Source organism: Flavobacterium phycosphaerae (genome assembly GCF_010119235.1).
GTDB classification, from domain to species: domain Bacteria; phylum Bacteroidota; class Bacteroidia; order Flavobacteriales; family Flavobacteriaceae; genus Flavobacterium; species Flavobacterium phycosphaerae.
The window spans coordinates 2,912,061-2,924,947 of record NZ_JAAATZ010000001.1 but is presented as its reverse complement, the minus strand read 5'-3'; the positions used below and the strand labels follow the sequence as shown (position 1 = coordinate 2,924,947).

General features: G+C 37.0%; 10 protein-coding genes. 3 read left to right on the top strand and 7 right to left on the bottom strand.

Going from position 1 to position 12,887, the window contains the following annotated elements; translation table 11 throughout:
* Positions 1-261 precede the first annotated feature (261 nt).
* Positions 262-1,458 carry a pyridoxal phosphate-dependent aminotransferase gene (locus GUU89_RS13165; RefSeq protein ID WP_162128349.1) on the bottom strand — a complete coding sequence of 399 codons (1,197 nt, stop codon included), beginning with the start codon at positions 1,456-1,458 and terminating at the stop codon, positions 262-264.
* Between the two features lie 129 nt (positions 1,459-1,587).
* Between GUU89_RS13165 and GUU89_RS13160 the strand changes: the two genes are divergently transcribed.
* Entirely contained in the window at positions 1,588-2,913 is a 1,326-nt protein-coding gene (locus GUU89_RS13160; RefSeq protein ID WP_162128348.1) for a PDZ domain-containing protein, read from the top strand.
* Between the two features lie 30 nt (positions 2,914-2,943).
* On the opposite strand, the gene GUU89_RS13155 is transcribed toward GUU89_RS13160, so the two are convergent.
* Complete coding sequence (locus GUU89_RS13155) at positions 2,944-3,378, bottom strand: DUF1573 domain-containing protein (RefSeq protein WP_162128347.1); 435 nt, start codon at positions 3,376-3,378, stop codon at positions 2,944-2,946.
* A 282-nt stretch (positions 3,379-3,660) separates the two neighbouring features.
* On the opposite strand from GUU89_RS13155, the gene GUU89_RS13150 reads away from it, so the two are divergent.
* Entirely contained in the window at positions 3,661-6,288 is a 2,628-nt protein-coding gene (locus GUU89_RS13150; RefSeq protein ID WP_162128346.1) for a valine--tRNA ligase, read from the top strand.
* A gap of 353 nt (positions 6,289-6,641) precedes the next feature.
* Here GUU89_RS13150 and GUU89_RS13145 read toward each other — a convergent pair whose 3' ends face one another.
* From GUU89_RS13145 to GUU89_RS13125, 5 genes are all read right to left on the bottom strand, one after another.
* The gene (locus GUU89_RS13145; RefSeq protein ID WP_394350923.1) at positions 6,642-7,229 is read right to left on the bottom strand and encodes a hypothetical protein; all 588 of its coding nucleotides are present in this window, start codon (positions 7,227-7,229) and stop codon (positions 6,642-6,644) included.
* Positions 7,230-7,395: 166 nt separating this feature from the next.
* Positions 7,396-8,481, bottom strand: coding sequence for a PAS domain-containing sensor histidine kinase (locus GUU89_RS13140; RefSeq protein WP_162128344.1), 1,086 nt, complete (start codon positions 8,479-8,481; stop codon positions 7,396-7,398).
* Between the two features lie 143 nt (positions 8,482-8,624).
* A complete protein-coding gene (locus GUU89_RS13135) occupies positions 8,625-9,044 on the bottom strand; it encodes a nucleoside-diphosphate kinase (RefSeq protein WP_162128343.1) in 420 nt (139 codons plus the stop codon).
* Positions 9,045-9,111: 67 nt separating this feature from the next.
* Positions 9,112-10,704 carry a bacillithiol biosynthesis cysteine-adding enzyme BshC gene (gene bshC, locus GUU89_RS13130; protein ID WP_162128342.1) on the bottom strand — a complete coding sequence of 531 codons (1,593 nt, stop codon included), beginning with the start codon at positions 10,702-10,704 and terminating at the stop codon, positions 9,112-9,114.
* Positions 10,705-10,719: 15 nt separating this feature from the next.
* Positions 10,720-11,664, bottom strand: a complete 945-nt coding sequence (locus GUU89_RS13125) for a hypothetical protein (RefSeq protein WP_162128341.1) — start codon at positions 11,662-11,664, stop codon at positions 10,720-10,722.
* 94 nt (positions 11,665-11,758) lie between these two features.
* Here GUU89_RS13125 and GUU89_RS13120 point away from each other — a divergent pair, with 94 nt between their 5' ends.
* On the top strand, positions 11,759-12,880 hold the full coding sequence (locus GUU89_RS13120) for a cysteine desulfurase family protein (protein ID WP_162128340.1): 1,122 nt from the start codon (positions 11,759-11,761) through the stop codon (positions 12,878-12,880).
* Positions 12,881-12,887: the final 7 nt, after the last annotated feature.

Below are 12,887 nucleotides of genomic sequence, written 5' to 3'. Positions count from 1 at the left end.
AAAAGAAATCAATCAAAAGTTGTGGCAAAAAAATAGAATTAAAAATTTTGCCACATATTTTGTGGCAAAATTTTTTTAAAAAAAAAATTGCCACAACTTAAGATGAAATCTCCGTGCGTCCATATAGCCCCGACAGGAGCTGGCTACCGTGTAGCGCGGATGGCGGGAGGAGAGTTGTACCGATGCAGGGAGTGCCGCTGCTTAAAAAAAGAAAAACTCCTCAAGAGATTGAAGAGTTTTTTATTTAATTAAATAGGATAATTATTTTTGATTATAGACTTGTAAAGCGTCTTTTAAAATAGCTACGGAGCGAATCAAATCGTCTTTTTTCAACACATAGGCAATACGCACTTCATCTAAGCCAACCTTTGGAGTAGAATAGAAACCTGCTGCCGGAGCCACCATAACGGTTTCTCTATTATTGTCATAAGATTCTAAAAGCCATTGAGCGAAATCATCAGCATTCTTAACCGGTAATTTGGCAATACAATAAAAGGCTCCTTTTGGGGTGGCCACTTTTACGCCTTCAATTTTTTGTAACTCAGCAATCAAAGTATCTCTTCGGTCTTTGTATTCTGAAATCACATCGTCAAAATAACTTTGAGGAGTTTCTAAGGCGGCTTCGCTGGCGATTTGAGCATAAGTTGGCGGGCTCAATCGGGCTTGTGCAAATTTCATAGCCGTTGCCATTACTTCTTTGTTTTTGGATACGATGCAACCAATTCGGGCACCACACATGCTGTATCTTTTGGAAACGGAATCAATCATAATAGCATTTTCTTCCAGTCCGGGAACGTTCATTACCGAAAAATGCTTGTCGTTTTCATCATAAATAAACTCGCGGTATACTTCATCGGCAATCAAAAATAAATCGTGTTTTTTTACGATTTCGGCCAACTGCATAATTTCTTCCTTAGAATATAAATAACCGGTTGGGTTTCCCGGATTACATATTAGGATAGCTTTGGTTTTAGGTGTAATCAATTTTTCAAAAGCAGCAATCGGAGGCAAAGCAAAACCTTCCTCAATGGTTGAAATTACAGGCACTACTTTAACACCGGAAGCGGTTGAAAAACCATTGTAATTGGCATAAAACGGTTCAGGAATAATGATTTCATCATCAACATCCATTGTACTTCCCATAGCAAAAAGCAAGGCTTCAGAGCCACCCGTTGTGATAATGATATCGGCCACATCAATGGGTAAACCATGTGATTTGTAATATGCGGACAATTTGGTTCGGTAACTTTCAAAACCGGCAGAGTGGCTATACTCTAATACCGTGATATCGGCATTTTTTACCGCATTCAATGCTACATCGGGCGTTTTAATATCCGGTTGCCCAATGTTTAAGTGGTATACTATATTTCCTTTCTTTTTGGCAATTTCTGCATAAGGAACCAATTTTCGGATTGGCGATTCAGGCATGTGTTGGCCTTTTGATGATATTTTTGGCATGATTTATAATTTTGAGTTGCAAATTTGCGACATTTTTAGCTTGAAAACAATTCAAACCAATACTTTAATAAAACATAAAAATTATTTGGAGTAGATTTATTTTATTAAATTTATCCAAAATCAGATTCAATGCGGCTATCCTTTGTTTTATATTTTTTTCTGTTTTCAATTACCTCTGTATATTGTCAATCGGAATTTAAAATAAATAGCCCTAAGAAGAAAGTTGTTATTCCTTTTAAACTCATCAATAATCTGATTTTTATTCCCATCAAAGTCAATGGAGAAGAACTCACTTTTTTATTGGATACCGGAGTTGAAGAAACCATTCTTTTCAGTTTAGATGACAAAGAACAAATTCAGTTTTTTCATATTGAACAGTTAAAACTGAAAGGCTTAGGAAGCAATGATGCGGTGGACGCCTACAAATCTTCCAAAAATAAATTGGATGCCAATGGCTTTGTTGATTTGGAGCATGAGATTTATATTGTATTGGATCAGGAATTTAATTTTTCCTCTCAAGTAGGTATTCCGGTCAACGGGATTATTGGTTATCATTTTTTCAAAAATCATAAAGTTGAAATCAATTATGAAACCAAAAAAGTGATTGTTTACGCCGATGAAAATCAAAAAATTGCTAAACAATTAAAACGCAGCTATAAAAAAGCCTCTATCGCTGTAGAAGAAAGCAAACCCTATTTCATCTCTAACATTCAGCAGGACGACAAAACTATTCCTTCAAAACTGTTGTTAGATACCGGCAACAGTGATGCTCTTTGGATTTTTTTGAATAAAGCACAAAACTTTACCAAGCCCGAAAAGACCATACATGATTTTTTAGGACGAGGGTTTAGTGGTGATATATTTGGTCTTCGCGGCCGAATCAGTGGTTTTGATTTTGGCACTAAACAATTTAAGAATCCGATTGTAACTTTCCCCGATTCCACTTCAATCAAAAGTGTGAACTTTGTGCCTAACCGTATTGGTTCTATTGGCGGAGAAGTCCTGTCTCGATTTACCATCGTTTTTGATTATAAAAACAATGCTGTTTATTCTAGTCCTAATGGTAAAATTAACGACCCGTTTAATTTCAATATGAGTGGGATAGAAGTAGAGCATGCCGGATTAGAATGGACCAAACAAACTTTTGGAAGTACTGACGGAATCAAAGTGTATACCAGTGCCAGCGACGAGAGGGTACAAGACAAACTACAGATTCGTTTTGAACTAAAACCGGTTTTTAAAATTGCCAGTGTGAGAGTTAATTCGAATGCTGAAAAATCAGGATTGAAAAAAGGAGATAGGATTATGAAAATTAACGGTCGAAACTCCCAAGACTTAACCATCGAAAAGATAAACGAGCTGCTAAAATCCGAAGAAGGAAAAACGATAAAGATAGAAATCGAACGGAACAATATAACGTTGACTTATCAATTCCAACTCAAAAGTATTCTATAAAAAAACGTCCCGATATTCGGGACGTTTCTGTTATTGCATCATAGGGCTTTTGGTCTTTTTCTCCAGTAGATTTTCTACCGGTTTTTCAACGACCTCGCCTTTTATTTTTATGGCTACTCGGCCTTCTTCTACATTCACGGCGTTGCTTTCAACCGTAATCGTTTTTCTAATTGGGCCGGTGTGCATGTTGTATTTCACTTCAATTTTTCCGGTTTTTCCCGGTAATATTGGTTCTGTTGGTTTTGAGGGAACAGTACAACCGCAAGTCGATTGCACATTAGTAATAATCAGTGGGGCATCACCGGTATTGGTGAATTCAAAAATACGCAAACCACTGTCATCCTCTTTATTTACCGTTCCGTAATCAATGGTGTTGTCTTTGTCCTTAAACTCAATTTTGGCACCACTTTGGGCAAAAACTGCAGCATTTATAAGGAGTACCGCAATAAGTAGCTGTCTTTTCATAGGTCAAATTTTTATCTTTGGTTCGTAAATTTACTTTGTTTAAATTAATACACAAAAATTTAATTCTTAATTTTTTCTAAAGTCTTTATTAATTACTTTTGCAGTTCAGTTTACAAAATGTATGCCACAATAGTAGGAGCGAATGGTTAGGGCTTTATCAGTGGTCCATTTTCCCGCTTTCCGGGCTACGCGGTAGCCTCTGCAATCGGGGCTAAAAGAGAGAGGCATTGCACTTTTGTAATCTATGCAGTCTAACAATCTAAGAAGTATAACAATCTATATATGATTCCAGCTCAATTCAATGCCAAAGAAGTAGAAAAAAAGTGGTACGACTACTGGATGAAAAACAACTATTTTCATTCTAAACCCGACCATAGAACTCCGTATACCATCACCATTCCGCCACCCAATGTGACCGGAGTATTGCACATGGGACACATGCTGAACAACACCATTCAGGATGTGTTAATCCGTCGTGCCCGATTAAAAGGATTCAATGCCTGCTGGGTTCCAGGAACCGATCACGCTTCTATTGCTACAGAAGCCAAAGTAGTGGCCAAGTTGAAACAAGAAGGCATCAACAAGAATGATTTGACTCGTGAAGAATTCCTTAAACACGCTTGGGATTGGACCACTAAATACGGCGGAACCATCCTTGAGCAGTTAAAACAATTAGGGTGTTCTTGCGACTGGGATCGAACCAAATTCACCATGGATCCCGATATGTCGGCTTCTGTAATTCGTTCGTTTGTTGATTTATACAATAAAGGCCAAATTTATCGCGGTTACCGCATGGTCAATTGGGATCCGGAAGCCAAGACTACCTTGTCTGATGAAGAAGTAATTTATGAAGAACGTCAAGGGAAATTATACCATCTGAAATACCAAATTGTAGGTACTAATGAGTTTGTAACCATTGCTACTACACGACCCGAAACTATTTTGGGCGATACTGCCATTTGTATTCATCCGGATGATGAACGCTATACCCATTTGAAAGGCAAACAAGCTATAGTGCCTATCTGCAACCGTTTCATTCCTATTATTTTTGATGAATATGTTGATATGGAATTCGGTACCGGGTGTTTAAAAGTAACTCCGGCTCACGATGTTAACGATAAAGCGCTAGGTGAAAAACACAATTTAGAAATCATTGACATCTTTAATGATGACGCTACGTTGAACAGTTTTGGTTTGCATTATCAAGGCAAAGACCGTTTCGTAGTTCGTGAAGAAATTGCAAAAGAATTAGAGGATATCAACGCTTTAGAAAAAGTTGAAAATCACATCAACAAAGTAGGGACGTCAGAAAGAACCAAAGCGGTTATCGAACCGCGTTTGTCTGACCAATGGTTCCTCCGCATGGAAGATTTGGTAAAACCCGCCATCAAAGCAGTTTTAGAAACCGAAGAAATCAAATTATATCCATCACGTTTTAATAATACCTACCGTCACTGGTTAGAAAACATACGCGACTGGAATATCTCCCGTCAATTGTGGTGGGGACAACAAATTCCGGCTTATTACTATGGTGATGGCAAGGAAGATTTTGTAGTAGCCGAAACCAAAGAAGAAGCCTTAGTTTTAGCCAAAGCCGCCAGCAAGAATGACCAATTAACCGCCTCTGATTTGATTCAGGATGCCGATGCTTTAGATACTTGGTTCTCGTCATGGTTATGGCCAATAGCCGTTTTTGGCGGAATTATGGATCCTGAAAATGAAGATTTCAACTACTATTATCCAACCAATGATTTAGTAACCGGACCGGATATTTTGTTCTTCTGGGTTGCCCGTATGATTATTGCAGGTTATGAGTATACTGGCAAAAAACCGTTTACTAATGTTTACCTAACCGGTTTGGTACGCGACAAACAACGTCGTAAAATGTCAAAATCTTTAGGAAACTCGCCTGAACCTTTGGAACTGATTGAAAAATTTGGTGCCGATGGAGTGAGAGTAGGGCTGTTGTTAAGTGCTTCTGCCGGAAACGACATTATGTTTGACGAAGAGTTATGCAACAACGGAAAAGCTTTTGCTAATAAAATTTGGAATGCTTTCCGTTTAATAAAAGGCTGGGAAGTAGCTGATATTACCCAACCCGAAAGCTCTAAAGTTGCCATCGAATGGTATGAAGCCAAGTTGAAACAAACTTTAGTTGAAATTGAAGATCACTTTGAAAAATACCGCCTGTCTGATGCCTTGATGGCAATCTATAAATTGGTTTGGGATGATTTCTGTTCGTGGTTCCTGGAAATGATAAAACCGGGGTACCAACAACCTATTGACCGAGCTACTTTCAACAAAGCGATTGAAATGTTAGAGGCCAATTTAAAACTATTGCATCCTTTTATGCCTTTCTTAACTGAGGAAATTTGGCAACACATTACAGAAAGAACTCCGGAACAAGCGTTAATCATTTCGGTTTATCCAACCATGACTGCGTTTAACCAAGAGTTGATTGCCGACTTTGATTTTGCCATGGAAGTAATTGCCGGCGTGAGAACCATTCGTAAAGACAAAAATATTGCTATGAAAGATGCAGTAGATTTGAAAGTGGTTAACAACGAAAAAGCATCAACTTATTTTGACAGTGTAATTACCAAATTAGGAAACATCACTACTTTAGAATACATCAATGATAAAATTGACGGCGCCTTAACTTACCGTGTAAAATCGAATGAATACTTTATTCCGGTTTCAGGTACTATTGACGTTGCTGCCGAAATTATAAAACTAACCGAAGAATTGAAATACAATCAAGGTTTCTTGCGCAGTGTACAAAGCAAACTGGCCAACGAGAAATTCGTAGCCGGAGCTCCTGAGCAAGTCATAGCTAACGAACGTAAAAAAGAAGCTGATGCGCTGGCAAAAATTGCCACCATTGAGCAGAGTTTAGCCAGTTTACAATAATATAAAAAGCCTCGAGAAATCGGGGCTTTTTTAGTAACAGATGGTTCTACATTCTCTAAGGTGCTTTCCGTTGTTCCTATAATGCTTTCCGCATACCCTATGATGCTTTCCGCTATTTCTGTATTGCTTTCCGCCCTCCCTAAGACCTTTTCCGCTTTCCCTAAGGTGCGTTCCGTCGGCGGAAGGGTTCAAAGAGGACACGGAAGAGACTAAGAAGTTGGCGGAAAGAGTCAAAAATGTTGGTAAAACCACATAAAGTGAATTGTTACCGAAGTAAAACCGAGAGTTGAACGGTAGCAGTTAAATAAAAAAGCCCTAACGAATTAGGGCTTTCATATTAGTTTGAAATGATTTTAAAACTTAAATCCCATTTTAAAATAAACTGCATTTAAGTTTTCTAGTTTTTGCTCGTTTCCGTCTTTTTTCATTTTAGTAAAATCACTTTGTCCTTCAAAACCTATTCCTATATTGAGAGCATCAGTAAGGATGAATTTGGCACCAATTTGACTTGAGAAGCCAAAATTCCAGCCTTGATTTTTAACGCTGCTGTTTCCGGTTACGGTTTCTAATTCTTGTTTAAGTAGGGAATTGGCATAAACCCCTAGTCCGACGGTAAAAAATATTTTTTGATTTTCGGGTTTTTCGTTGTTAAATATGGCAAAGTCACTGCTGAATTGTACCGGGATGTGCAGGTAAGAATTTTTTATACTCGCTGTGTTCCCTGCAATACTGGGGTTAGCATCATATTCTAAATAACCAATTCCCGAAGCCAAATTCCATTTGCTTCCTAAAGGTAATGTGAATAATACATCAGCACCATTTACATTTCCGTTCAATGGTACATTGCCGGTTTGTTTCAATTTGGCAAATCCCAGTTTGGTGTTCACTGTAAATTCAAATTTGCTTTCTTTTTTTCTGGAGTGGTTTGCGCTAAAGTGCAGTAGGAGATTAAAATAACTAAAACGGAGAACAGTTGTTTTTTCATAAAATTTAAATTTTGGTTTGTAATGAAACTATAACGAATAATATTGTTTCTTAGTATAATTCTAACAAAAATTGTTACAAAAAATAAATTTCTCAAGATAAGAATTCCTAAAACAGGCCTTTTTAATCTCTGAACAATAGCGTAAAAGTCGTGCCTTTATCGATTTCACTTTTCACTTCAATAGTACCGCCTAAATCGGTAATGTGGTTGTAAACCAAGTAGAGTCCGATACCCTTACTGTCGGCATTGTTGTGAAATTTTTGATTAAGCCCGAAAATTTTATCTTTTACTTTTTTGATATCAAAGCCCTGTCCGTTATCCGTAAAAATAAGTTGAATGTAGCCTTCTATTTTTTGAGTAGTAATAGTAATGTTAGGAGATTTATCGGGATTACCGTATTTGATGGCATTGGTAATCAGGTTGAGGAAGATACTTTCCAGATAGGTTTTGTTGAATGTTACTTTTTTGGCTAATGAAAAATCAATCGTAAAGGTAGTCTTAGAGTCTTTTACCAATGATTTTATAGATTGTTGTACTTTTTTTAATGATTTTTCAAACGATATATTTTCTAGTGCTATGCTTTGATTTTCGTTATGATGAATGTTGTCTACATAATTATTTAAGGTTTGTTTTAATCCTTCGGTAGAAGTCTTGAGTATTTCAATAAATTCAAGTGTTTCTTTATCTTTTATTGTGGAAACATCCAGCAGGCTGAAAATAGAGAGTAAATTATTAACCGGAGAACGCATATCGTGCGAGGCAGTGTAGTTTAATTTCTTGAGGTCTCGGTTAATTTTTTTGAGATTAGTCAACAATAGATTGCGTTCTTCTTCTTGCTTTTTGATATGGGTGATATTTTTAGCAATGGCATAAACCAAATCACTACCGACTAATGGCATTGAGGTCCATGACAACCAAACAGTTTCACCGCTTTTCGTGACATAACGGTTTTCAAAATGCAATAACGGTTTACCCATTTTGATGTTTTCTCTATTTTTAATGGTAATAGCCAAGTCATCCTCATGAATAAAAGTAGTGATGGGGTGGGCAAGGAGCTCGGCTTCGGAATACTCTAATACTTTACAAACCGCAGGGTTCACCTTTTTAAAATAACCATCAAATCCGGCTATGATAAATAAATCGGCTGACAACTCAAAAAAAAGGCCCATTTTGTAGGTCTTGTTAAGATAAGTATCGATTTCAGGCATAACAATTTTAATTTAAAAATGTAAGGGAAGTAAATGTAAAAAAATATATACAATGTAAATCATAAAAAAAACCCAATTCATCTTTAATTTAGATGAATTGGGTTTTTATAACGGTTAAAGGTTTCTTTATCCTCTGCAGCTTATTAAAATTGCTCTCTTCCGGCAAAGTGGAAAGCACTTTCGATAGCAGCATTCTCATCAGAATCTGAACCATGTACAGCATTTTCTCCGATAGAAGTAGCATACTTTTTACGGATAGTTCCTTCAGCAGCTTCAGCAGGGTTAGTAGCACCAATCAAAGTTCTGAAATCTTCTACAGCATTATCTTTTTCTAAAATAGCCGCCACAATCGGTCCGCGTGTCATGAATTCAACTAACTCACCAAAGAAAGGTCGAGCTGAGTGAACTGCATAGAATTTTTGTGCATCAGCTACAGTTAATTGTGTTAATTTCATTGATACAATTCTGAATCCGCCTTCAGTAATCATGTTTAAGATTCCACCAATGTGTCCATTTTCAACACCATCCGGTTTAATCATGGTAAATGTTCTATTTGTTGCCATTTTGTTTGTTTATTTTTTTTATAATTGGGTGCAAAAATAGACCTTTTTTAACTATTTCCAAGTCAAATCACAAACTAATTATGGTGAAATTTGCTTTCAAAGGATTTAATTCTTCAAACAGTTTATCAAGTAGTTTACCATTCACGTCAAGATAAAACTCAGCAAAATTGGCTTTGCGTTCCTGCAATCCCTGATTGGGAAATAATTCATTCTGAAGATTAATTATACGCTCCAGTTTTTCGGTGTGAACTCTTTTTTCCGCTTTGAGCAATCTTTTTTCTAAATGGTCTAAACCTTTAGTTTGTTTGGTTTCTTGTGCTTTGACTGCACCTATAAAAGATTTGTCGGTTTGCAAAGCGATGGCATTCATTTTATCAAATTGTTGTTTGAGAAACTCTTTTTGTTCGGTAAAATCAATGGTGAATTTTGAAAACTCGTTTGTTTTTGTAGTAAACAATTCTTGCTGATTGGTAAACAAATCTTGCCAGGAAAGCTCCAGTTTGTCAGCCTTTGCAACTTGTTTTTGCGTAGCAAGCAAAACGGAATTTCGTAGTAAAAGCAATGGAAAAGTAATGTTGTTAGCTTCGAAATTGGATTTTAATTGAAACCAATAAGCCAATTCTCCTCCTCCACCAATATAACAAAGATTCGGCAAAATAACTTCTTGGTACAAAGGTCTCAGGATAACATTCGGACTGAATTTTTCAGGGTTTTTATCCAATAAAGCCAAGATTTCCGTTTCCGAAAAAGTCAGTGTCGTATTATTTACTTTGTACTGATTATTTTCAAAAAGAATGCGTTCCCGCATCTTGTCTTCAATATAAAAAAGATTGATTTCTCTTGGGTTTACCTGAATGTCGTATTCTTTTTCCAGCAGAGCATTGGTTTCGGAAACTTTTGAAAAGGAAGTTTGGTGAAGCAACTCATTCTTTACATACGGAATGAATAATTGCTTGAGCGAAACAGCATCGCCATCAAGAATCACCAATCCTTTTTTACCGAATAATTCGTTGGCTAAATAGCGCGTTGCTTCGGCTAAAGTATCATGTTTCAGATAAGCCTTTTCAAATAAGTTTTTTAAGGAATCTGCATTGGTTCCTACGCCCAACTCTTTGGCGAATACTTCAAAAACATCGGCTAAACCGGTTGTAGAAAGCCTTCCCACAGGACCGGAAGAGGCTTTGTCCCATTTGATTTTTACTTTTTTGAAATTGAAATAATTAATCTCTTCAAAATCATGGTCTTCAGTAGCCATCCAATATACCGGCACAAAATGATGCTCAGGATAAGCTTTTTTCAACTCTTCACACAAGTTGATGGTGGTAACAATTTTATATAAAAAATAAAGCGGTCCGGTAAATAAATTCAACTGATGTCCTGTTGTTACCGTATATGTTTTTGAATCGGAAAGTAGTGTAATGTTGTTTTTTGTAGCAGCCGAAAGCTCAAAATTTTGATATTGCTTTTCCAGTTCAGTAACTAAAACAGTTCTGTGCTCTTGGGAGAAATTCAAGGCTTTTTCGTTGAGCTGCTCTTTAAAATTTTCAAGATGCGGGAAACGGTTGTAAAACTTTTTTAATTCGGCTTTTTCCGCTAAATAATCAACGATTAGTTTAGTGAAATAACCTGAGTTTTGATACGAAATACAATCGGTGGGCATGGTGGTTTATTTTAATTATGGAGTGGTTATAAAACTTCCATACAAGACATCATCGCCCAGATAAAAAGTACTGTTTCCTCTTTTAAAAGTTACCTTTTTAAAACGAATAGTATGTTGAAAATCAGTCCATAAAGTTGTTGTAGTTACTTCTATTATACCGCTTACATCAGTTACACTGTTATCCGCTTTCCACTCCTGAGAAAGTACCGGCGTAGTTGGTGTAGTACAGAAGTAAGTATCATTTACCGTATTAGAATATAACTGGTAAGTCAATTTGTTGGTTGAATCGATTACGGCCGTTCTGGGTGTAGTGGTTACCGCATTTTCAAAAAGGGTTGCATAATTAGCCACATCCAAAATCAAAGCTTCACTTCCGTTAAAGTTAAAAATTCGATTGTCACAAGTGCTTTTTTGTACTTCAGTATCAAATCCAAAGGCTAGAGCTGTAGCGGTTGTAGTATAGTTTCCAAAAACATAATTCTCATACACTTGTGTGCCGTTTGGTGTTTGGAACGTAACATTTTTAAAAACGATATAATGATTGTAGTTTGTAATTTTTGTACCGTTAGAAGTGGTCGGGGCATATATAGCGGTTGATGTAATTTGAATCGTTCCGGCGGTGGCTTTCCATTCTTCTGTTAAAGACGGATTGGCGGAAGGAACCGTTGGGCAAATGTTATCACTACTCACAGTGCTGCTGTATTGTCGGTAAATCACCTGATTGGTAGTGTTTATCGGTAGTGTAATAGGGGTGCCATCTGGTGTTTGATCGTTAGGAAATGTGGTGGCCGGGATGGCAAGAATCAGCATTTCGGAATCTTTTACTTTATAGATAATATCCTTAAGATCACATTTTTTGGCCGTTACTTCGGAAAAGTCGATAGTATCAATGGTCAAATCTCCATCGTCGCATGCATTGATAATAAAAAGGAGTGTGAGTATGCTTAGAATTCGTTTCATTCGGACTGTAAATTTTTAGCAAAAATAAGTTTTTTATACTATTAAATTTATCTTTTATCATTTTATTAGGAACAGTCCTTTTTATATTTGCATCATGAAAAAAGTTTATCTCGATAATGCGGCAACAACGCCTATTCGCCAAAAAGTCATTGACGAAATGGTAAAAGTGATGCAGTCAGATTATGGCAATCCATCCTCTACACACAGTATAGGTCGAAGTGCCAAAGCCGTGATGGAAACCTCTCGTAAAACGATTGCCAAATACTTGCATTGCAATGCTCAGGAAATCATTTTTACTTCAAGCGCCACCGAAGCTACGAATTGGATTTTAAGAAGTGCTGTAAAAGATTTTGGTGTAAAAAGAATCATTACGTCCAAAGTAGAGCATCATGCCACATTGTATACCACACAAGCCTTACAAGCGGAATTTGGTGTTCAGCTTGATTATATTAATGTATCCGAAGAAGGCATTTTAGACTATAAACAGTTGGAAGATTTGCTTACCGAAGAGACTAAAACCATAGTGTCGTTGATGCATGTTAATAATGAAACAGGCGATATCAGTGATATTGCTAAAATCGGAGCGGTATGCCACCAATATAAGGCTTTGTTTCATTGTGACACCGTTCAGTCGGTTGGAAAAACAGAATTAGATTTACAACAATTGCCCATTGATTTTTTGGTAGCCAGTGCCCATAAATTCCACGGGCCAAAAGGAATAGGTTTTGCCTTCGTTCGTAAAAATTTAGTGCTGCAACCCCTGCTGTTTGGAGGGGAACAGGAAAAAGGTTGGCGCGCCGGAACTGAGCCTGTGCATCAAATTGCCGGAATGGCCAAAGCTTTGGAATTGGCTGTAGAAAATCTAGAAGAAGAACGTCGTTATATAACGGAGCTGAAAACCTATTGTTGGCAAAAACTACAGCAGACTTTTCCTGAAATTGAGGTCAATGGTACTTCAACTTTTTACAATATTTTAAACGTATTGTTGCCTTTTTCTCCCGAAAAGACTTCTATGATTTTGTTCAATTTGGATATGAAAGGGATAGCCGTTTCAAGAGGAAGCGCTTGTCAAAGCGGAAGTGTAAAGCCTTCTCATGTGTTGGCCGAAATGCTGTCGGAAGAGGCCTTGAAAAAACCGAGTTTGCGTATTTCGTTTTCTCATTATAATACCAAAGAAGAAATTGATTATTTTATAGAAGGTGTAAAAGAAATCTAAAGAGTGG